At 69.3% G+C, this 21,029-nt stretch carries 21 protein-coding genes, 1 tRNA gene and 1 riboswitch; of the genes, 14 read left to right on the top strand and 8 right to left on the bottom strand.

What is annotated here, in order from left to right; genetic code table 11:
* Nucleotides 1-342: a hypothetical protein gene (locus ACW17Y_RS00835; protein WP_492036894.1), complete on the bottom strand. Its 342-nt coding sequence runs from the start codon at nt 340-342 to the stop codon at nt 1-3.
* 110 nt (nt 343-452) lie between these two features.
* Here ACW17Y_RS00835 and ACW17Y_RS00840 point away from each other — a divergent pair, with 110 nt between their 5' ends.
* From ACW17Y_RS00840 to arfB, 7 genes are all read left to right on the top strand, one after another.
* Nucleotides 453-1,217, top strand: a complete 765-nt coding sequence (locus ACW17Y_RS00840; RefSeq protein WP_492036895.1) for an electron transfer flavoprotein subunit beta/FixA family protein — start codon at nt 453-455, stop codon at nt 1,215-1,217.
* Nucleotides 1,218-2,147, top strand: coding sequence for an electron transfer flavoprotein subunit alpha/FixB family protein (locus ACW17Y_RS00845; RefSeq protein ID WP_492036896.1), 930 nt, complete (start codon nt 1,218-1,220; stop codon nt 2,145-2,147). It begins immediately after the preceding gene.
* A gap of 16 nt (nt 2,148-2,163) precedes the next feature.
* Entirely contained in the window at nt 2,164-2,433 is a 270-nt protein-coding gene (locus ACW17Y_RS00850; protein WP_492036897.1) for a DUF167 family protein, read from the top strand.
* An 85-nt stretch (nt 2,434-2,518) separates the two neighbouring features.
* A complete protein-coding gene (locus ACW17Y_RS00855; RefSeq protein ID WP_492036898.1) occupies nt 2,519-4,006 on the top strand; it encodes an amidohydrolase in 1,488 nt (495 codons plus the stop codon).
* Nucleotides 4,006-5,361 carry an amidohydrolase family protein gene (locus ACW17Y_RS00860; protein WP_492036899.1) on the top strand — a complete coding sequence of 452 codons (1,356 nt, stop codon included), beginning with the start codon at nt 4,006-4,008 and terminating at the stop codon, nt 5,359-5,361. Before ACW17Y_RS00855 ends, ACW17Y_RS00860 begins: the two co-directional genes overlap by 1 nt.
* 13 nt (nt 5,362-5,374) lie before the next feature.
* Complete coding sequence (locus tag ACW17Y_RS00865; RefSeq protein WP_492036900.1) at nt 5,375-5,866, top strand: YaiI/YqxD family protein; 492 nt, start codon at nt 5,375-5,377, stop codon at nt 5,864-5,866.
* Nucleotides 5,863-6,264: an alternative ribosome rescue aminoacyl-tRNA hydrolase ArfB gene (gene arfB / locus ACW17Y_RS00870; RefSeq protein WP_492036901.1), complete on the top strand. Its 402-nt coding sequence runs from the start codon at nt 5,863-5,865 to the stop codon at nt 6,262-6,264. Before ACW17Y_RS00865 ends, arfB begins: the two co-directional genes overlap by 4 nt.
* Here the strand turns inward: arfB and ACW17Y_RS00875 are convergent.
* The 5 genes from ACW17Y_RS00875 to ACW17Y_RS00895 form a co-directional block, all read right to left on the bottom strand.
* A complete protein-coding gene (locus tag ACW17Y_RS00875; protein ID WP_492036902.1) occupies nt 6,261-7,001 on the bottom strand; it encodes a hypothetical protein in 741 nt (246 codons plus the stop codon). The genes arfB and ACW17Y_RS00875 overlap by 4 nt on opposite strands.
* Before the next feature lie 33 nt (nt 7,002-7,034).
* The gene (locus tag ACW17Y_RS00880) at nt 7,035-7,577 is read right to left on the bottom strand and encodes a hypothetical protein (RefSeq protein WP_492036903.1); all 543 of its coding nucleotides are present in this window, start codon (nt 7,575-7,577) and stop codon (nt 7,035-7,037) included.
* Between the two features lie 16 nt (nt 7,578-7,593).
* Nucleotides 7,594-9,129: a 2-polyprenylphenol 6-hydroxylase gene (ubiB, locus tag ACW17Y_RS00885; RefSeq protein ID WP_492036904.1), complete on the bottom strand. Its 1,536-nt coding sequence runs from the start codon at nt 9,127-9,129 to the stop codon at nt 7,594-7,596.
* A 50-nt stretch (nt 9,130-9,179) separates the two neighbouring features.
* Entirely contained in the window at nt 9,180-9,965 is a 786-nt protein-coding gene (locus ACW17Y_RS00890; protein WP_492036905.1) for a class I SAM-dependent methyltransferase, read from the bottom strand.
* A 61-nt stretch (nt 9,966-10,026) separates the two neighbouring features.
* Nucleotides 10,027-10,674 (bottom strand): Crp/Fnr family transcriptional regulator, encoded by a 648-nt coding sequence (locus ACW17Y_RS00895; protein WP_492036906.1) that lies wholly within the window; start codon nt 10,672-10,674, stop codon nt 10,027-10,029.
* A 208-nt stretch (nt 10,675-10,882) separates the two neighbouring features.
* On the opposite strand from ACW17Y_RS00895, the gene ACW17Y_RS00900 reads away from it, so the two are divergent.
* Complete coding sequence (locus ACW17Y_RS00900; protein WP_492036907.1) at nt 10,883-11,185, top strand: 4a-hydroxytetrahydrobiopterin dehydratase; 303 nt, start codon at nt 10,883-10,885, stop codon at nt 11,183-11,185.
* Between the two features lie 2 nt (nt 11,186-11,187).
* On the top strand, nt 11,188-11,976 hold the full coding sequence (locus ACW17Y_RS00905; protein WP_492036908.1) for an SDR family oxidoreductase: 789 nt from the start codon (nt 11,188-11,190) through the stop codon (nt 11,974-11,976).
* A gap of 4 nt (nt 11,977-11,980) precedes the next feature.
* Here the strand turns inward: ACW17Y_RS00905 and ACW17Y_RS00910 are convergent, their stop codons facing one another.
* Nucleotides 11,981-13,276: a hypothetical protein gene (locus tag ACW17Y_RS00910; protein ID WP_492036909.1), complete on the bottom strand. Its 1,296-nt coding sequence runs from the start codon at nt 13,274-13,276 to the stop codon at nt 11,981-11,983.
* Between the two features lie 153 nt (nt 13,277-13,429).
* On the opposite strand from ACW17Y_RS00910, the gene ACW17Y_RS00915 reads away from it, so the two are divergent.
* From ACW17Y_RS00915 to ACW17Y_RS00935, 5 genes are all read left to right on the top strand, one after another.
* A tRNA-Arg gene (locus tag ACW17Y_RS00915) sits at nt 13,430-13,506 on the top strand.
* An 82-nt stretch (nt 13,507-13,588) separates the two neighbouring features.
* Nucleotides 13,589-13,794: riboswitch (cobalamin riboswitch) on the top strand.
* Nucleotides 13,795-13,949: 155 nt separating this feature from the next.
* Nucleotides 13,950-15,881, top strand: coding sequence for a TonB-dependent receptor plug domain-containing protein (locus ACW17Y_RS00920; protein ID WP_492036910.1), 1,932 nt, complete (start codon nt 13,950-13,952; stop codon nt 15,879-15,881).
* Nucleotides 15,882-15,979: 98 nt separating this feature from the next.
* On the top strand, nt 15,980-16,855 hold the full coding sequence (locus tag ACW17Y_RS00925; protein ID WP_492036911.1) for an ABC transporter substrate-binding protein: 876 nt from the start codon (nt 15,980-15,982) through the stop codon (nt 16,853-16,855).
* Nucleotides 16,852-17,838: a FecCD family ABC transporter permease gene (locus tag ACW17Y_RS00930; protein ID WP_492036912.1), complete on the top strand. Its 987-nt coding sequence runs from the start codon at nt 16,852-16,854 to the stop codon at nt 17,836-17,838. Before ACW17Y_RS00925 ends, ACW17Y_RS00930 begins: the two co-directional genes overlap by 4 nt.
* Nucleotides 17,835-18,605, top strand: a complete 771-nt coding sequence (locus ACW17Y_RS00935) for an ABC transporter ATP-binding protein (protein WP_492036913.1) — start codon at nt 17,835-17,837, stop codon at nt 18,603-18,605. Before ACW17Y_RS00930 ends, ACW17Y_RS00935 begins: the two co-directional genes overlap by 4 nt.
* A 24-nt stretch (nt 18,606-18,629) precedes the next feature.
* On the opposite strand, the gene ACW17Y_RS00940 is transcribed toward ACW17Y_RS00935, so the two are convergent.
* On the bottom strand, nt 18,630-20,867 hold the full coding sequence (locus ACW17Y_RS00940; RefSeq protein WP_492036914.1) for a glycoside hydrolase family 3 N-terminal domain-containing protein: 2,238 nt from the start codon (nt 20,865-20,867) through the stop codon (nt 18,630-18,632).
* Between the last annotated feature and the right edge of the window lie 162 nt (nt 20,868-21,029).

Raw genomic sequence — 21,029 nt, forward strand, 5'->3', positions numbered from 1 at the left:
TCATTTGCCGGTTTTGGCCGCGTAGTCGGCGCGGTCGCGCTCGGTGGCGGCGGTCCGGGCCGCCTTCTCGGCGGCCAGACGGTCCTCGATGGCCAGAAGTTCGCGGTTCTGCTCGTCCGAGGCCTCGGCCCGCGTCACGCCCGCCGGGCGGCCGGTGATGTTCGGAAGATAGATCGGCTGAACGCACTCCCGTCCCTCCTCGTACCACCAGCGCCCCGTCCGTTCGCAGGCCTCGGCCGGCGCGACATAGAAGCGCTGGAACGCGAAGGCTCCGGCGACCAGGACGGCGAACAGGCCGAAGAACAGGATCGACAGGCGGCGCATGGTCAGGAAGCGGTTCATCGAAATCTCATCCCGGCGACGCCCGAAGTTCACGTCGCGTTACGTTGACAGGCTCCTTCGCCCGTTCCATTCCCTGCCGCAACATTCCGGCGATCCCAGGACTGCATAAAATGAAGGTTCTCGTCCCCGTCAAACGGGTGATCGACTATAACGTCAAGGCCCGCGTCAAGGCGGACCAGACCGGCGTCGATCTGGCCAACGTCAAGATGAGCATGAATCCGTTCGACGAAATCGCCGTCGAAGAGGCCGTTCGTCTGAAAGAGGGCAAGGAGCATCACGCCGCCGGCACCGCGACCGAGATCGTGGTCGTCTCCATCGGCGTGACCCAGGCCCAGGAAACCATTCGCACGGCCCTGGCCATGGGCGCCGACCGCGGCATCCTGATCCAGTCCGACGCCGACCTTGAGCCCCTGGCCGTCGCCAAGCTGCTGGCGGCTGTCGTCGCCGAAGAGAAGCCGGACCTGGTCCTGATGGGCAAACAGTCCATCGACGGCGACAACAATGCGGTGGGCCAGATGCTGGCCGCCCTTCTCGACTGGCCCCAGGCCACCTTCGCCGCGAAGATCGAGATCGCCGGCGGCGCCGCCAAGGTCACGCGCGAAGTGGATGGCGGCAACCAGACCCTGTCGGCGACGCTGCCGGCCGTGGTCACCGTGGACCTGCGCCTCAACACGCCGCGCTACGCCTCCCTGCCCAACATCATGAAGGCCAAGAAGAAGGAGATCGCCATGAAGGCGGTCGCCGACTACGGCGTCGATACGGCCAACCGCCTGACGGTGGTCAAGGTGACGGCTCCGCCGACCCGCTCGGCCGGAATCAAGGTCGCCGACGCGGCCGAACTGGTGTCCAAACTCAAGACTGCGGGAGCCCTGTAGATGGCCGTCCTCGTCATCGCCGACCACGACGGTTCGGCCGTCCGCGACTCAACGAACAAGACCGTGACCGCGGCCCTCGCCCTGTCCTCCGACGTCGACGTCCTGGTCGTGGGCTCCGGCGCCAAGGCCGCCGCCGATGCGGCCGCGAAGATCGCCGGCGTGCGCAAGGTCCTGCTGGCCGAGAGCGGCGAGCTGGGTCACCAGCTGGCCGAGGCCGTCACCGCGACCGTCGTGGGTCTGGCGGGCGGCTACGACGCCGTCCTGTCGCCGGCCTCGATGGACGGCAAGAACTTCATGCCGCGCATCGCCGCCAAGCTGGACGTCGCCCCGATCTCCGACATCGTGGAGGTCGTCTCGGCCGACACCTTCGTGCGTCCGATCTACGCCGGCAACGCGCTGGAGACCGTCCAGTCGTCGGACGCCAAGAAGGTCATCACGGTTCGCCCGACGGCCTTCGCCCCCGCCGCTGAAGGCGGCTCGGCCCCGGTCGAGACCGTGACCGGGACCGATGCCGGCAAGGCCTCGTTCGTCGGCGAGGAGATGGTCAAGTCGGACCGCCCCGAACTCGGCGCCGCCAAGATCGTCGTCTCCGGCGGTCGCGCCCTGGGGTCGGCCGAGGAGTTCCACGCCGTGATCGAGCCCCTTGCCGACAAGCTGGGCGCCGCTGTCGGCGCCTCGCGCGCCGCCGTGGACGCCGGCTACGCCCCCAACGACTACCAGGTCGGACAGACCGGCAAGGTCGTGGCTCCGGGACTCTACATCGCCATCGGCATCTCGGGCGCCATCCAGCACCTGGCCGGGATGAAGGACTCCAAGATCATCGTCGCCATCAACAAGGACGCCGACGCCCCGATCTTCCAGGTCGCGGACTACGGCATCGTCGGCGACTACAAGACCGTCGTGCCGGAACTCATGGCCGCGCTTGGCTAGGGAAAAGTCCGGGCGTGTGGCCGTTCGCCTCACGCCCGGCTCGGCCGCCGACCGCATCGACGGCTGGGACGTGGACGCCGAGGGGCGTCCGGTCCTGAAGGTCCGCGTTCGCGCCCGCCCGGTCGAGGGCGAGGCCAACGCCGCCCTGATCCTGCTGCTCTCGAAATCGCTCGGCGTGTCGCGCTCGTCCGTGTCCCTGGCGCGTGGCGGACAGTCGCGGCTGAAGATGATCGAGATCGAAGGCGTCGATGACGAGGCGCTCCGCGCGCGCCTTACAGGAATGTAATGTTTCCGCCTTTGACGGACGGCTTGCGACGCTTTTGTAATCCGCCCCGTTCCGCGCCGTCGGCGCGACAGGGGAGCGTCCATCCATGATCCGTTACGCCTTGCGGGGGCCCAGCCTCGCCGTCGTCGCCTGCGCGCTCGCGCTGGCCAGCTGCGCCACCACGGATACGGCCAGTCCGCCCGCGGCCGACGGGTCGAACAGCGGCGCCTCCACCGATCGCACGATGGCGCGAGGCCTCGACTATGCGGCCAACCTCGACCCCTATCCCTCGACCTATCAGCCCCTGCCGCGCGACAATGTCGCCATCGTCGGCGGCACGGTTCTGACCGGGACCGACCAGAAGATCGAGAACGGCGTCGTCCTGATGTCGGACGGCAAGGTCGAGGCCGTGGGCCCGGCCTCGACGCCCGTGCCCGCCGGCTATCGCGTTGTTGACGCGCGCGGCCGCTACGTGACCCCGGGCGTCATCGATGTGCACTCCCACCTCGGCGTCTATCCCTCGCCCGGCGTCAGCGGCATGAGCGACGGCAACGAGGCGACCAGCCCGAACACCGCCCAGGTCTGGGCCGAACATTCGATCTGGCCACAGGATCCCGGCTTCAACACCGCGCGCGCCGGCGGCGTGACCACACTCCAGATCCTGCCCGGCTCGGCCAATCTGTTCGGCGGCCGTTCGGTGACGGTGCGCAACATCCCGTCGATCACCATGCAGGGGATGAAGTTCCCGGGCGCCCCCTACGGCGTGAAGATGGCCTGCGGCGAGAACCCTTCGCGCGTCTACGGCGGCCGCAACCAGAGCCCCGCCACCGGCATGGGCAATGTCGCCGGCTATCGCGCCGCCTTCATCGCCGCCCAGGACTATCGCGACAAATGGGACAAGTGGCGCGAGACGGGCGAGGGCTCGCCTCCGACACGCAACCTCCAGAACGAGACCCTGGCGGGCGTTCTGGACGGATCGATCCTGGTCCAGAACCACTGCTACCGCGCCGACGAAATGATGGTGATGCTCGATATCGCCAATGAGTTCGGCTACCGCGTCACCGCCTTCCACCACGCCATCGAGGCCTACAAGATCGCGCCGCAACTGGCCGCCGCCGGTGTCTGCGCCGACATGTGGACCGGCTGGTGGGGCTTCAAGATGGAGGCTCTCGACGCGGTCGAGGAGAACGCCGCCCTGGTCGACGCCGCCGAGGGCGGTTGCGCCGTCATCCACTCCGACGACGCCCAGCTGACCCAGCGCCTGAACCAGGAGGTCGCCGCCGCCCTTGCCGCCGGCCGCCGCGCCGGTCTGAATATCTCGGAGGAACATGCGATCAGCTGGATCACCTCCAACGCCGCCCGTTCGATCGGCATCGGCGACGAGACCGGGTCTCTGGAGGCCGGCAAGCGCGGCGACGTGGTGATCTGGAGCGCCAACCCGTTCTCGGTCTACGCCCGCGCCGATCAGGTCTTCATCGATGGCGCCCTGACCTTCGACCGCATGGATCCGCGCTATCAGCCGGTCTCCGACTACGAGCTGGGCCAGCCCGGCTTCGGCATCGCCGCCGCCAACATCGCTCCGGGAGCCCGCTGATGCGCCGTCTTGCACTCATCTCCCTGACCGCACTCGCCCTGTCGGCCATGCCCGCTCTGGCCCAGCAGGTGACCGCGATCACCGGCGGGCGGGTCCTGACCGGAACCTCGGTGATCGAGAACGGCACCGTCGTCATCTCCGGCGGCCGGATCGTCTCGGTCGGGACCGGCGCGGCCCCGGCCGGCGCCCGCGTCATCGACGCGCGCGGCAAGATCGTCACGCCCGGCTTTGTGGCGGTCGATTCGGGCCTCGGCCTGACCGAGATCTCGTCCGTCGACGGGTCCGATGATCAGTCCAACTCGGCCAACACCATCTCGGCCTCGTTCGACGTCAGCTACGGCCTCGACCCCTGGTCGATCGCCATTCCGGTCGCGCGTCTGGGCGGCATCACCCGCGCCATCGTCGTACCCAACCATCCGGGCGGCTCGGGCGGTCACCAGCATCAGGACGACTCGGACTTCGCCGGCGCCGGCGACAGCGGCTTCCAGTCGCCCGGCCTGTTCGCAGGCACGGCCTCGGTCATCCATCTGGCCGCCGGGACCGACATTCTGGTCCAGCCGCGCGTGGCCATGGTCGCGCCGTTCGGCGAGGCCGGAGCGGGCGTCGCCGGGGGCGCGCGCGGCGCCGAGTTCACCCAGTTCCGGGAGACGCTCGCCGAGGTCCGCCTCTATGCCCGCAACAAGGCCGCCTATGACCGGGCGGGGCTGCGCGACCTCTCCCTGTCGCGCGCCGATCTGGAGGCCCTGATCCCGGTCGCCAACGGGACCATGCCGCTGATCGTCACCGTCCACCGCGCGGCTGACATTCAGCAGGTCCTGCGTCTCGGCCGCGAGGAGGGGGTCAGGCTGATCCTCGACGGCGCCGAGGAGGGCTGGCTGGTCGCCGCCGACATCGCAGCCGCTGACGTGCCGGTCCTGCTGAACCCCATCTCCAACCTGCCGGGCAATCTCGAGACCCGGGCGGCGCGGATGGAGAATGCGGCGGCCCTGAACGCGGCCGGTGTGGTCATCGCTATCAAGGGTAACGAGGGTTCGGTCCATCGGGCTCGTGAGGCCCGCTACAACGCCGGCAACGCCGTCTCCCACGGCCTGCCGTTCGAGGCGGCGATCGCGGCCCTGACCGTCAACCCGGCGCGCATCTTCGGCATGGAAGGCCAGTTCGGCGAACTGCGCGCGGGCGCGGCGGCCGATGTGGTCGTCTGGTCCGGCGATCCGCTGGAGCCGATGTCCTCGGTGACGGCGGAGTTCATCAACGGCCAGGAACAGTCCCTGACCAGCCGCCAGATCCTGCTGCGCGATCGCTATCGCAACGGCGGACGTCAGGCCGGGGGGATGCCGGTCGCCTACGGACAGTGATATGGGGCCGGGCATGATCCCGCCCCCACCCTCCGCCCCCCGCATCTTCATCGACGCCGACGCCTGTCCGGTGAAGGACGAGGTCTATCGCGTGGCGGCCCGCTACGGCCTGCATGTGTTCGTGGTGTCCAACAGCTGGATCAACACGCCGCGCGAAAAATGGATTGAACAGATCGTCGTCGATGCGGGCCCCGACATCGCCGACGACTGGATCGCCGAACGCGCGGGACCGGGCGACATCGTGGTCACCGCGGACATCCCTCTGGCCGACCGCTGCCTGAAGTCCGGCGCCCAGGCGTTGAAGTCGAACGGCCAGCCTTTCACGGCGGACTCGATCGGCTCGGCGCTGGCGGGGCGCATGGTGGGCGAACACCTGCGGTCCATGGGCGTCGCCACCTCCGGACCGCCGCCGTTCGGGCCCAGGGACCGCTCGGCCTTCCTGCAGGCGCTGGATCAGGCCGTGGTCCGGGCCAAGCGGGCCTTTCCAGTACAGGGGGAGCGATGACCACCATCCCCGAGAGCGAGCTGGAGTTCCATTTCTACCGCGCCGGCGGGCCGGGCGGCCAGAACGTCAACAAGGTCTCGACCGCCGTGCAGATGCGGTTCGACGCGAAGAACTCGCCCTCGCTGCGCGAGCCCGTTCGCGAGCGGCTGATGAAGCTGGCGGGCAGCCGGCTGACGCTCGACGGCGTCATCCTGATCACCGCCGTCCGCTATCGGACCCAGGAGCGCAACCGCGCCGACGCCATCGAGCGACTTCAGGAGCTGGTCGACAAGGCCTCGGTCGCCCCGACCTACCGCGTGCCGACCCGCCCGACGCGGGCGTCGAAGGAACGTCGCCTTCAGGCCAAGTCGGGACGCGCGACGATCAAGAGCGGCCGCGGCAAACCTTCGCTCGACTAACGCGGCCGATCCATCATCTGCTGGAGGGGCGTGCGCGGCAGGGTCGCCAGGGTCAGGGCGCCGTCCTGATCGGTGTCGAGCGCGATGAACCAGCGGTCCGTCGCCTGGGCCCATTCCTGGGCCGTCACGGTCTGGTTGGTGTCGAGATCGGCGGCCTTGACCGGCTGCGGATAGTTGAAGAAGCCCGCCGCGGCGATCGGGCCGTAGGCCAGAGGTCCGGTCGGCGCGCGCTGGCGCGGACCGCTGCGGCTGCCCTGTTGCTGGGCGGGTTCCGCGACGCCCAGCGCCATGCCGCCGCCGAAGCCCTGCAGACGGCGTCCGGGCCCGCGGCTCCCGCCCTCCATGCCCGGCAGACGCGCGCGGGCTTCCGCAAGGTCCTGTTCGTAGGCGGCGATCTCGTCGGGGGTCAGCCGGTCGTCACGGCGGGTGTCGAGGGCCCGGAACCGACGCACGCCGTCGGCGGTGAATTCCTCGAACGTCAACCGGCCGTCGCTGTCGGCGTCGGCGCCCGAGACCCAGGCCGCGACAGGCCAGGGCTCGCCCGGCTCGGAGAAGAACAGTTCACCGAAAGGGCTGACGAACAGGCCGGGCCTCGGTCCCTGGGGACCTCCGGGACCCCCGAAGCCGCCTGGTCCGCCGGGGCCTCCCATCGGGCCGCCCGGGCTGGACGCGCAGCCGGAAAGAACGACGAGGCCAAGGGCGGCCACTCCAGAAGAGAGGGGGGCTAGACGCTTCATGCTTCGGTCCCGGAGGAGGAGATCAGTGGTGGTTCAGGCGCCCGGCGCGGCCGGCTCGGAGGATTCGGGCGGCGCCTCACGGAACCGCAGGGCGGCGACCAGGCCGCCGTCCTCAAGCCCGACCTGCCACTGGGTGGCGGCGTTGTCGAAGACCACAAGGAACTGGCCGACGCCGTTGGTCGCGCCCTGGGCCTCGATCGACTGCACGGCACCATAGCCCCGGATCAGCCGGGAATAGGCCGCCAGCTGACCGTTCAGCTGGGTCGCCACACCGGGGGTGAACAGTCGCTCGTCGATGTCGGCGGCGCGGAACTGTTCGATAACGGCGCGCAGCGCGCCCTCGGCCATTTCGGCATCGGTGACCTGGGCGGCCGGAGCCGCCGGCACGGGTGTGACGGGCCGTGGCTGGGCCACCGGGCCGTCGAAGGTGTTCGGGATCGTGGCGGCGGCGCCGGCCGAGGGTGCGAGAGACCGGCTCTGGTTCAGGGACTGGGCCGGCGTCGTCTGGGCCAGCCCGGGGCCGGCGACGGCGGCGAGGGCGAAGACGAGGGCGGTGGTCTTGATCGAAACGGTCATGCGAACTCCGGCGATGTCAGCCCACAATCCCGGGCCATAACGACATAACGAGGGCGGCGGCAGAAAGACCCGTCGCGACGACCACACAGACAGCCAGCCAGATCGGTGTCTTCACCCGTTCGACGATGACCGTCTGGCTCGTCGTCGGCTCCTGCACGAGCCGCGACAGGGCGCGGGCGCCGGACAGGATTTCGCGCAGGCCGTCGCGGACCTGGGCCCTGGGACCCAGCTCGCGGGTGATCCAGCGCTCCACCACGGGCTGGGACGCGGCCCACAGGTCGTGGTCGGGGTTCAGGCGGCGCGCCACGCCCTCGACCGAGACCATGGTCTTCTGCAGCAGGATCAGTTCGGGGCGCAGGTGCATGTCGAACAGGGCGGTGATCTCGAACAGCTGGCCCAGCAGCCGGCCCATCGACACCTGGGATGCGGCGCGTCCGATGACCGGTTCTCCGACCGCGCGCAGGGCCTGGGCGAAGGCCTCGACCGAATGGTGCGGCGGCACATATCCGGCCTCAAAATGCACGCGGGCGATGCGCGGATAGTCCCGCGTCAGGAAACCCCACAGGATCTCGGCGAGGTAGCGCCGCTCGCCGGGGTTCAGCCGGCCGATGATGCCGAAGTCGACAGCGGTCAGCTCGGCCGGCGCCGAGGCGAACAGGTTGCCCTCATGCAGGTCCGCGTGAAACGTCCCGTAGTCGAGCGCCTGGACCAGGAAGGCGCGCACGACATTGTCGGCCAGCGAATTGATATCCATGCCCGGCTGTTCGATCGCGGCCGGGTCGGTCATCGGCAGGCCCTGCGCCCACTCCAGCGTCAGAACCCGTTTGCCGACCCCGTCCCAGACGACCTTGGGCGCGGTCATGTGCGCCCCGTCGGCGCGGGCCTTCTCCATGATGTCGTGCAGTTCCGAGGCCGCCGCCGCTTCCAGCCGCATGTCGAGTTCCAGATACATCGACCGCGCCACCGTCTCGACGAAGGCCTCGGGCTCCAGTCGCCGCGCCGCCGGGACCATCCGGTGCACCAGACCGGCGGCCAGACGCATGGCGTCCAGACCCTTGACCACCCGCCGCTCGACCCCCGGCCGCAGCACCTTGACCGCCACCTTGCGTCCATCGGCCAGCCAGGCGGGGTGTGCCTGGGCGAGCGACGCCGCGCCGATGGCGTCGCCGAAATCAGTGAACAGGCTCTCGACCGGCCGACCCAGCGACCGCTCGATCTCGCGTCGCGCCTCCTCCGTGGGGAAGGGCGGAAGCTTGTCCTTGAGCCGGCCCAGGTCGCGGGCGAACTCGATGCCGAAGATGTCGGCGCGGGTGGCCATCACCTGACCCAGTTTGATCGCCACCGGCCCGAGGGTCTCGAACGCCCGACCCAGCCTCTGGCCCGGCCGTCCGTCGCGGCCCTCGCGTCCGGCGAACAGATGCACGAACCCCGCCAGCAGTCTTGCCCAGGCGGGCAGCAGGGGCGTGATCTCGCGCGGCAGCAGGGCGTCGTGCCGGGCCAGGGCGGCGCCCCACCGGATCAGCCGCCAGGTCGCGCGCAGGGGGTCGCGCACGGCCACGGTCGGCGGCGGCGCGGGGGCGACCCGGTATGCGTTGGGAAAGCTCAGACCGCCCACCCGAAGTGGATCGCGGCGACCCCGCCCGACAGGTTGGTCACGGCGACGCGACTGAAACCCGCCTCTTCGATCATGGCCTTGAAGGTCGACTGGTCGGGGAAGCGGCGGATGCTCTCGACCAGATACTGATAGCTGTCACGATCCTTGGCGATCCATTCGCCGATGCGGGGAATGGCGTGGAAAGACCAGGCGTCATAGGCCCTGCGCACCGCCTCGGCCGTCGGGCGCGAGAACTCCAGGCACAGGAACCGACCGCCGGGCTTAAGCACGCGGCGCGCTTCCTTCAGGGCCACGGCGATGTCCGACACATTGCGGATGCCGAAGCTGATCGAATAGGCGTCGACCGAGGCGTCGGGGATGGGCAGGGCCATGGCGTCGCCGACGGTCCAGATCATCTCAGGTTCGCCGCCCTTCTGAACGCCCGCCAGGATCATCTCGGCGTTGTAGTCGAGCACGATGACCGAGGCGTCGTCTCCGCCGCGCCGTTCCTGGGCCCTGCGCGCCATCTTCGAATAGCGCCGCGCCATGTCGCCTGTGCCGCCAGCGACATCGAGGATGGTCTCGCCCGGCCGGGGGTTCAGCTTCGCGGCGGCCGCGTCCTTCCACAGCCGGTGCACGCCCCCGCTCATCAGGTCGTTCATCAGGTCGTAGCTGGAGGCGACGCTGTCGAAGACGCCGCGCACCATCCGCACCTTCTCGCGCGCATCCACGTCGCGAAAGCCGAAGGAGGAGGTGTCGCCCGACGAGTGCGGGCCATGCGGAGAGGCGTTCATGCGGGCGGTCTAGCGCGGTCGGGCGGCCACGTCACCGGGCCTCGCCGTCGCGGCTTGCGGTTCAGGCGTCCGGCGCCCTGGGTGCAGGCACGCCGAGATCCTTCATCACCCCGCGCATGGCGCCGTAGCAGCCGCAGGCGGCGTCCTCGAGCGCCTCGCGATCCAGCACCTCGACCCATCCGCGACCCCGGCGGATCAGCTTCTGACCTTCGAGGCCAGCCCCCACCTCGGACACCGTCGCCCGGCGCACGCCCAGCATGCCGGCGATGTCGGACTGGGTCAGGTTGAAACGATTGGAGCCGGCGCGGTCGTGCAGGGTCAGCAGCCAGCGGGCCAGCCGCTCGTCCAGCCGATGCTGGGCGTTGCAGGCGGCGGTCTGCTGCACCTGGGCGAACAGGCTCTCGGTGAATTTCGCAAGCGCGGTGCGCAAGGTCGGGCTCTCACCCAGTGCGTCCGAAAACGCCTCGGCGGAGCAGCAGGCGGCCGAGCCCGGGATCTGGGCGATGGCGCGCGACGAGGCGCGGGCGTTCATCGGCCCACAGGTCACGCCGATCAGTCCCTCGCGGCCGATGGCCGCCGTCTCCACCATCCTGTCTTCCGGAAGAATGGTCATCAGGGAAATCACGCCGTTCAGGGGAAACCAGACCTGATCCACCGCTTCACCCGCGTCGTACAGCATCTGGCCCTGGGTGAAGGCCTGTTCAGCCAAATGCGGCTCAAGTCGTTTTCGGTCGGCCGCGCTTAGCGAGGCGATCCAGAGATTGTCCAATATTCAGCTCCCGTCGCGTATGGCGACGCTTACCAACGCCCCGGCTTGACCGGACGTTCCAGCGTTCGCCCGAGTGTCGGCTAGCTGACGTAGCGGCGCCTTGCGGGCGCACGGCGAGACCGTTAGGCCCGATGACAGGAGACCTTTCATGGCCAGACCGACTCTCGATCCCGCTGCTGCGCTGACCGACCTGACCGGCTGGTCGGTCCACGACGGCGACCGTCCCGCCATCGAGCGGACGCTGAAGTTCACTGACTTTAACGCCGCCTTCGCCTTCATGACGCGCGTGGCGCTGAAGGCCGAGACGATGGACCATCATCCGGAATGGTCGAACGTCTACAACCGGGTGACCGTTCTGCTGACGACCCACGACGCGGGCGGCGTCACCGACCTCGACACGACGATGGCGCGCTTTATCGACGCCGCCGCGAAATCCCTGGGAGGGGAATGACCATGAGCAAGCCGGGACGCGTCGCGGGCAAGGCCGCACTGATCACGGGCGGGGCCCAGGGGCTGGGCGAGGCCATCGCCTGGATGCTGGCCCGCGAAGGCGCGAAGGTCGCGATCACCGACATCAACGGCGCGGGCGCCGAAGACCTGGCCGCGCGGATCAACGCCGAGATCCCGGGCGCGGCCTTCGGCTTCACCCATGACGTGACGTCTGAGGCCCAGTGGGTCGATGTGGTCGGCAAGGCGGCGACAGCCATGGGCGGCCTGTCGATCCTGGTGAATAACGCCGGCGTCGGCGACGTCCTGCTCTTCGCGGAACAGGACACGACCGAGAACTGGCAGCGGCAGTACGAGATCAACCTTCGCTCGGTCATGTTCGGCTGCAAGCACGCCATGCCGCATCTGCGCGCCTCGGGCGCCGCCTCCATCGTCAACATCTCGTCGATCGCGGGCCTGGCCGCCGCGCCGGGCATGGGCGCCTACAACGCCACCAAGGCCGGCGTCTGGATGTACACCAAGACCGTCGCCCTCGAGGCCGCGAAGATGGAGTGGAACGTGCGGGTCAACTCGGTCCACCCGGTCTTCATCAAGACGGCCATCCTGGACCCGTTCATCGCCATGGCCGGCGGCGATGAAGCCAAGGCCCACGAGCGTCTCGCCCGCGGCATCCCGCTGAAGCGGATCGGCGAGCCGAACGACGTGGCCTGGTGCGTCCTCTATCTCGCCTCGGACGAAGCCAAGTTCGTCACCGGCGCCGAGTTCAAGATCGACGGCGGCATGACGGCGCAGTAGCGGTCTAGGGAAGCAGATCCACCGGCAGGATCTGGCTGGCCAGCAGGGTCTCCATGCCCTCCCAGTGATCGGGGCCCTGGCGCTCGACCCAGGCCTGAACCGTATCCCGGCCAAGCCCGTAGTTGATGATGTAGCTGCGGTAGGTCTCGATGAAGCGCACACGCTGGGCGGCGCGCTCGGGCGTGGTCAGCATGTATTTCGACAGCTTGGCGATCGTGTCCTCGCGGTTCACCCGGCCGGCCAGGTAGTCGTCGGCGATCGTGTACTCGGCGCGCGCCAGCTGGCGAACCAGGGCGTTCAGCTCGTCCTTTTCGTGCACCGGAGCGCCGGTCAGACCCGCGAGGGTCAAAAGGACATCGCGCTCGAAGACCTCCGCCTCATCGCCCGGGAAGGCCAGGTCGATGCCGTAGTTGGCGCTGCCTTCGGCCACGAACGACATCGGCGAATACAGGGGATAGACGCTCATCTCGACCCAGCCCCGATCGACGACGAAGGTCTTCTCCAGCAACGCATTGTAGACGTGGTGGCCCGGATAGCCCTCGTGGCAGCCCAGATCGATGGCCCGGTCGGTGAAGATCGGCTGGTCGGTGTTGATCTCGATCTTCGAGGCCGCGTCGCCCTGGAAGTAGTTGTAGCCCGACCAGGGCTTGTCGGTGACGAAGGCCAGGGTGAACCGCTCGTTGGCCGGCAGCGGGATATGGCGGATCGTCCGCGCCCGGCATTCGGCGATCGAGGCGTCGAACACGGCCTGAAGGCGGTCGGTCGGGATGATGAAGCCGGTGCGGAATGCCGACACCCGGTCGGCCAGGGCGCCGTCTCCCGGAACAAGGGCGTCGATCCGGGCCAGGATCGGATCATAGTCGCTGAGCGGCTTCAGTTCCGGCCGGACCCCGAACAGGGCGTAGGCCTCGTCGGCGAAGCTCATCCGCTCCCCGCCGATCATGCGCAGACGCGCCGCAGCGGCCGAGACATGGGCCAGAAGATAGGCCTTGCGCTGCACCACGGCGGGTTCCGCGCCCCGCGTCGACAGGGCGTTCAGCCGCCCGGTCAGGGAGGCCGCGCCCTGGATCAGGGCCGGGACCTCGCGCGGGCTGGCTCTGGCCGCCTCGGCCCATTCCGGCGGACCGTAGTAGGCGTCGACATAGCCGGGCTCTCGCTCGCCGATCTCCAGGATCAGGGCGACATAGTCCCGCGCCACGGCGTCCAGACTGTCGCCGGATGGATCGGGCGCCGGAGCGGTGGCGCAGGCCGCGACCAGCAGCAGGGGAAGGGCGAGGGCGGCCAGGAAAAGACGACGCATGGACGGACTCCGAAAGGACCGCCGCACGCTAGGCGGGGCGGCGCTCTTCGCCAAGTCGTTCCGGACCTCGCCTGTCCGGGCCCCGCCTTTCCGGGATTGAGGCTGAACGCGACCTGCTGTAAGGCCCTTCGTCCGGCCGCGAGGCCGACGGATGCACCCGTAGCTCAGCTGGATAGAGTACTGCCCTCCGAAGGCAGGGGTCAGAGGTTCGAATCCTCTCGGGTGCGCCACTTTCCCTGACATGACGCAAGGCCATAGGGCCTGGCTCCGGCGCGTTGAGCGTCACCATTGCCGCCGCTGGCGCAATGGCCTAAGGGCCGGCCTGCGACAGGTTCCCCAGCGATGGGGATGAAAAGGGAACTCGGGTGTGAAACCCGGGCTGCCCACGCAACTGTAAGCGGCGAGCCCGCGCGTCACTAGCCACTGGGTCCGATGGTTTCGACCAAAGGATCTGGGAAGGCGACGCGCACCGGCATTGACCCGCGAGCCAGGAGACCTGCCCGTCGTGGTCGTCCTTCGCGCGGACGTGGTGTGCCGAGCGGAACGGGTCTTTTCCCGAATGGCGACGTCTGTTGGGCCGCGCATCGCTGCGCGGTCGTGACCGGGCGTGTCTCCATGTCCGATCACGGCCGTTCGCGAGCCGGCTCGTTGTCAAACGAGGGATTGGACCCAGATGAGAAATGAACTGATCGCCAGCGCCGCCACGGCCGCGCTCCTGCTCGCCGCCAACGCCGCGAGCGCCCAGACTGCATCCTCCGTCACCGACCCCGGCCTGCTGGACGATGTGGTGGTCACGGCCAACCGCTCGGCCCAGGCCGCCGACCGCGTCGGCCAGTCGGTCACTGTCCTGACCACGGCGGACATCCAGTCCAGCCAGACGGTCGTCGTGTCGGACCTGCTGGCCCGCACGCCCGGCGTGACCGTGTCGCGCAACGGCGGCGAGGGCTCGGTCACGGCCGTGCGCATCCGCGGCGCAGAGACGGACCAGACGGTCGCGATTGTCGACGGGGTGAAGCTGAACGACCCGTCGGGCACGGGCGGCGGCTACAATTTCGGCAACCTGCTGATCGGCGACGTCGCGCGGATCGAGGTCCTGCGCGGCGCCCAGTCGACCCTGTGGGGCTCCCAGGCCATCGGCGGCGTGGTCAGCATCGTCACCGCCGAACCGACCCGCCCCTTCCAGGCGGGTATCGATGCCGAGGCGGGATCGCGCGGGACGACCTATCTGCGCGGCTCGGTCGGCGGCGCCGGCGACCGCGCCACCTGGCGACTGGCCGCCTCCCGCTATGAGACCGACGGCTTCTCGGCCTTCGCGCGCGGGACCGAGGATGACGGCTACGAGAACTTCGGCCTGAGCGGCCGGGTCAACGTCCGGATCGTCGAGGGTGTCTCGATCGATCTCCGCGCCGTCTATTCGGACGGGACCGTCGATGTCGACGGCTTCCCGGCGCCCCTGTTCGCCTTCGGCGACACGCGTGAGACCTCGAGCACCAAGGAACTGGTCACCTATGCGGGCCTGAACTTCGACCTGTTCGACGGCCGCCTGAGCAACCGCGTCGCCTATGGCTACACCCGCACGGACCGACAGAACCTGAACCCCGATCAGGCCGGGTCCGGCATCACCTTCGAGGCCGAAGGCCTGAACAGGCGCTATGAATACCAGGGCGTGTTCGACGTCCGCGAGGGCTGGACCGCGACCTTCGGCGCCGAGCACGAGGACTCTGAGTTCTCCGCCGCTCCGGATGCGGCCGAGGTCGGCATCGACGGCGTCTACGCCCAGCTTCAGGCCGAGGTCGTCGACGGCCTGACCCTGACCGGCGGCGTGCGTCGCGACGAGCACGACACCTTCGGCGGCAAGACCCTGGGCCAGGCAGCCGTGGCCTGGGCGCTGAACGACGGCTCGACCGTGCTGCGCGCCAGCTTCGGCCAGGGCTTCAAGGCGCCGAGCCTGTACCAACTCTACAGCCAGTTCGGAAACCTGACCCTGCTGCCGGAAGAGGCGGACGGCTGGGACGCGGGCCTGGAACAGCATCTGCTGGACGGCGCCCTGATCCTGTCGGCGACATATTTCTCGCGCGAGACGACCAACCAGATCGACTTCGTGTCCTGCTCGGGCACTGCCACGCCGGCGACGGCGCCACTGTGCTTCAGGAACGGGGTGCGCCGCTTCGGCTACTATTCGAACATCGCCCTGACCGAAGCGGATGGCGTTGAACTGGCGGCGGACTATGAGATTGGTTCGTTCTCGATTGAAGCCAACTATACCCGGACCAACACCGAGAACCGCACGCCCGGCGCCAACCTGGGTCGCCAGCTGGCGCGTCGTCCGGACGAGGCCGCCAACCTGACAGTCGGCTATGTCTGGCCGTTCGGTCTGTCGACCTCGGTCGCCGTCCAGCACGTGGGCGACAGCTTCGACAACGCCTCGAACACGACGCGCCTGGACGCCTACACCCTGGTCGATCTGCGGGCCTCCTGGCCGATCAACGAGACGCTCGAAGTCTATGGCCGGGTCGAGAACGCGGGCGACGAGACCTATGCGACCACCGCCAACTATGGCGTCGCGGGTCGCGGTGCCTTTGTGGGCGTCCGCGCCCGGTTCTAGCACCACACCCGGGCGCGACCGGACCGTCCGTTCGCGCCCTCTGGCGCTGGCCCCGACGGGCGGCGCACACTCAGGCCCGCCGGGAAGGAGGCGTATCGATGACAGCACCCGATCGTCGCGCCCTGGTCGCGGGCGGACTGGCCGCTGGCCTCGGCCTGGGGTCTGCACGCGCCGCGCCGGCGCCTTCACCGCAGGCCGAGCCCCGACGCATTGTCTCGCTGAATCCCTGTCTGGATGTGATCCTCGCCCACGTCGCGGACCGGAACCGGATCACGGCGCTGAGCCACTTTTCCCGCGACCGCTATGGCTCGACCATCGCCGACATCGCGCGGACCCTGCCGTTCACCTACGGCACGGCGGAAGAGGTCATCGCTCTTGAGCCCGATCTGGTGCTGACCGGGCGGCCATCGTCCCCGGCCCTGCTGAACACCCTGGAGCGGGTGGGCATCCGCACCCTGCAGTACAGCGTGCCCGAGACGGTCGCTGACAGCCTGGCCCAGGTGCGCGAGGTGTCCGCCTTGGTCGGCCGCCCGGAGCGCGGCGAAGCGGTCGTCCGTCGAATCGAGGCCGCATTGGCCGCCGCTGTTCCCGCGCCCGGGACACGCCCCGTGTCCGCACTCGTCTTCATGCCCGGCGGTTTCGCCTCAGGGCCCGGCACCCTGATGGACGAGATGATGCGGCGCGCGGGCCTGGACAACGTCATCGCCCGCTACGGCCTTCGCGGGTCGGCCAATGTGCCGCTGGAGTTCGTCATTGCCGATCCACCCGAACTGTTGCTGTCCGGCGAGCCGTCGCGTGGTCTGCCGAGCCGGGCACAGCGGGTGATGCAGCATCCGGCCCTGGCCCGTGTCGCCGGCGGCATGGAACGCGCCGTCTTCCCGGAGCGGCTGCTGTTCTGCGGCGGGCCCGTCCTGATCCAGACGGCGGCGGCCCTGTCGCGCGCGCGGGACGCGGCCCTGGCGAGGTCCTCATGAAGCCCGTGAGCCGACCGCTTCTGTATGCGGGGCTGGTCGCCCTGTTGCTCATCCTGTCCGGGGTCAGTCTGATCGCGGGCAAGGTCTGGGTGCCGTGGAGCGCCTGGGTCTCGCCGGATATTGATCCGCGCTGGGCCATCGTGTTCGAACTGCGCCTGCCGCGCACGATCCTCGGCATCGTCGTGGGCGCCGCGCTCGGTCTCTCGGGCGCGGTGCTGCAGGGCTATACGCGGAACCCGCTGGCCGATCCGGGCGTGCTCGGCGTGTCCGCCATGGCGGCGCTGGGAGCGGTGGTGACCCTCTACTACGGGGTGACCGCGGTCGCGCCATGGGCCCTGCCGGTCGCCGCGATCAGCGGGGCCCTGATCGGGGTCGCCATCCTGATGCTGTTGTCCGGATCGGCGTCGAGCCTGGTCACCTTCGTCCTGGCCGGCGCCATCCTGAACATCCTGTCCAGCGCGGGCGTGTCCCTGGCCCTGTCGTTGGCGCCCAATCCCTGGGCGGTGGCCGAGATCGTTGACTGGCTGATGGGATCCCTGGCGGATCGCAGTTTCGAGGAGGTGAAGATGGCCCTGCCCTTCATCGCCGTAGGCTGCGGACTGCTCCTGACCACCGGCCGGGCCCTGGATGCCCTGACACTGGGGGAGATCGGGGCGAGATCGCTGGGTATTTCGATGCACAGGACCCGATGGACGCTCGCGCTGGGCGTGGCGCTGGCGGCCGGTGCGAGCGTCGCCGTCACCGGCGTGATCGGGTTCGTGGGGCTGGTGACGCCGCACCTGCTGAGGCCGCTGGTGGGCGCACGTCCGGGCGCCCTTCTCGTGCCGAGCATTCTCGGCGGGGCCGTCATCGTGCTGGCCGGCGATATCCTTGTCCGGATGACCCCGGCGGCGGGCGAGGTGAAGCTGGGCGTCGCCATGGCGGCGCTGGGGGCGCCCTTCTTCCTCGTCCTGCTGCTGCGTCTGCGGAGGACGATCGCATGAGCGTCCTGTCCTGTGCGGACCTGACCGTTGATATCGGCGGCAAGTCGATCCTCTCGGCCGTCAGCCTGTCGATCGAGGCCGGAAAGGTCACCGCCGTCGTCGGTCCCAACGGCGCCGGCAAGTCGACCCTGCTGAGCTGTCTGGCGGGTCTGCGCGAGCCGAGCTCGGGGGGCGCCTCGCTGGACGGTATCGCCCTGACCGGCATGAAGCCGCGCGACCGGGCGCGGCGACTGGCCTTCCTGCCCCAAACGCCCGAGATCGCCTGGGCGGTCGAGGCGCGGACTCTCGTCGAACTGGGGCGCACTCCCTTCATCGGGGCGCGCGGTCAGGCCGGGGAGGATCGGGCCGCCGTCGATCGGGCCATGGCGGCGGCCAGTGTCACCGAATTCGAACACCGGATCGTCGACACCCTGTCGGGCGGTGAGCGGGCGCGGGTTCTGATCGCACGGGCGCTGGCCGGGGAGCCCGGATGGCTTCTGGCCGACGAGCCGCTGACCGGGCTCGATCCGGCGCACCAGCTGGACGCCGCCGTCCTGTTCCGACGGCTGGCCGACGAAGGCGTGGGGGTGATCGTGACCCTGCACGACCTCTCCATGGCGCTGCGCCTGTCCGACCGGATCATCGTCCTCGCCGACGGCGAGGTTCTGGCCGATGATCCGCCTGCCACGGCCCTGTCGCCGGATGTCCTCAGGCGTGCCTATGGCGTCGAGGCGACCCTCACCCGGGGTGTGGGCGGACCCCTGATCGACGTGATCCGCCGCGCGTAGCCGGTGCGGCCGGACGGTGAACCCCTACGGGGCGGCGAGGATCAGCGTCGCCGGTTCGCCCGCCTGGGCCGACGAGGTCAGCCAGATGTCGAAGGCTCCGGGCTGAACCGTCGGCCTGCCGTCGGCGCCGACATACTCCAGACGCGCGCGCCGCAGGGTGAAGGCCACGGTCTTCGTCTCGCCCCCCGCGAGCTCGACCTTCCTGAAGTCGCGCAGGCGACGTCCCGGCTGGGTCAGGTCGGCGACCCGGTCGCGGATATAGAGCTGGACCGTCTCCTCGACCGCACGGTCGCCCGCATTGGTCACATCGACCGAGACCTCGACCTCTCCGTCCCAGTCCAGCGTCCCGTTGGCAGGCCTGACGGTGCCGTAGCTCACCGCGCCATAGGTCAGGCCGTGGCCGAAGGGATAGAGGGCGGTGTTGGTCGTCTCGCGATAGCGGGCCACATACTCCTGAGACGCCAGGGCGTTGTTCGCCGGGCGGCCGGTGATCTTGTGGTCGTAGCTGTAGGGCTGCTGGCCCGAGCGGTGCGGGAAGCTGACCGGCAGGCGGCCCGAGGGCGAGGCCAGGCCGAAGACGATGTCGGCGACGGCGTGACCCATCTCGCCGCCGAGGAACCAGGTGACAACGATCGCCCCGGCGTCCTTGATCGGCCCCGACAGCTCCATGGCGCGGCCGTTTCTCAGCAGGACGACGACAGGCTTGCCGGTCGCAGCGACGGCTTCGGCCAGGGCGCGTTGGGGCGCCGGGATGTCGATCTCGGTGCGCGACTGGGCCTCGCCCGACATGCGCGAGCTTTCGCCAATGGCGAGGACGACGACGTCCGCCTGGGCCGACGCCAGCACAGCCGCCTCGATGCCGCCCGGCAGGGCCGTCTCGACGTCGGAGCCCTTGACCACGACGAGGTCGGCCTCGTCGTCCATGGCGGCGCGGAAACCCGCTTCCAGAGAGATGCGACGCGTCTCGTCGCCCCAGATGGTCCAGGGGCCGAAGACATTGTCGACGTCGGCGCCGAACGGTCCGATCAGGGCGATCTTCTGGCCCGACGGCTTCAGCGGCAGAAGGCCGCCCTCGTTCTTCAGGAGGACGATGGACTTCACCCCGGCCTCGCGCGCCAGATCGCGATGCTCGCGCGAGCCGACGACCTGACGCTCACGCACGGGATCGCAGCCGCGATAGGGGTCGTCGAACAGACCGAGCGCCGCCTTCGTCATCAGGACGCGACGAACCGCCTGATCGACGCGCGCCAGGGGCACGTCGCCCGTCTCGACCAGATCGGGGATGTGTTCGAGGAACAGGCCCGAGACCATCGACATGTCCATGCCGGCCAGAAGCGCGATACGGGCCGCGTCACGGCCGTCGGCGGCGAAGCCGTGGGCGATCAGTTCCTGCTCGGCCGTATAGTCGGACACGACGAAGCCGTTGAAACCCCATTCGTCGCGCAGGATGTCGGTCAGCAGATACGGGTTGCCCGACGCCGGGACGCCGTTCAAGTCGTTGAAGGCGGTCATAACCGACAGGGCGCCGGCGTTGAACGCGGCCCTGAACGGCGGCAGGAAGGTGCCGCGCAGCGTCGCCTCGGACATGTCGGTCGTGTTGTAGTCCATGCCGGCGATGGCGGCGGAATAGGCGGCGAAATGCTTGGGCGTGGCCAGAAGCGCGTCACGATCCGCGAGGCCCTTGTCGCCCTGGAAGCCGCGCACGCGCGCGACGGCCAGAACCTCGTTCAGCCAGACATCCTCGCCCGCGCCCTCGACGCCGCGACCCCAGCGCTGGTCCCGCGCCACGTCGACCATCGGGGCGTAGGTCTGGTGGATACCGGAGGCCGCGCCCTCCACGGCCGCCGCCCGCGCGGTGCGCCGGGCCAGGTCGGCATCGAAGGCGGCCGCCTCCGCGAGCGGAACCGGGAAGACCGTCTTCAGCCCGTGGATGATGTCGGCGGCGAACAGCAGGGGAATGCCCAGCCGGCTCTCCTCGACCGCGATCGTCTGAATGCGGCGCCCGGCCTCGGCGCCGACGCCGTTGAACAGATTGCCGACGAGGCCCTCGCGGATCATCCGGGTCACCCGCGCGGGATCGCCCTGTCCGTCCAGTGGATTCACGTTCATCGGCCGGAAGCGGAACGGATCGCCCAGCAGGTTCAGTTGACCCGCCTTCTCCTGGATCGTCATGCGCGCGATCAGGGCGTCGACCCGGTCGAGGTCGGCCTCGGCCTTCCGGGGCGACATCCGCGGCGCGGCGACAACACTGCTCGCGAACATACCCAAACCCGCTGCCGCCATGGCGAGAACCAATCTACGTGAAGAAGGATAGGCCGGGCGGTTCAATATTGGAATCCTTCTGGGTTCGCCGTGAGATAGACGGACGAGGGCGAGGAGTCAGATCACACCCGGTTGCAGGTGCGTCCAGCCGATACGACGGCG

This window comes from Brevundimonas sp. AVps7, from assembly GCF_058681545.1.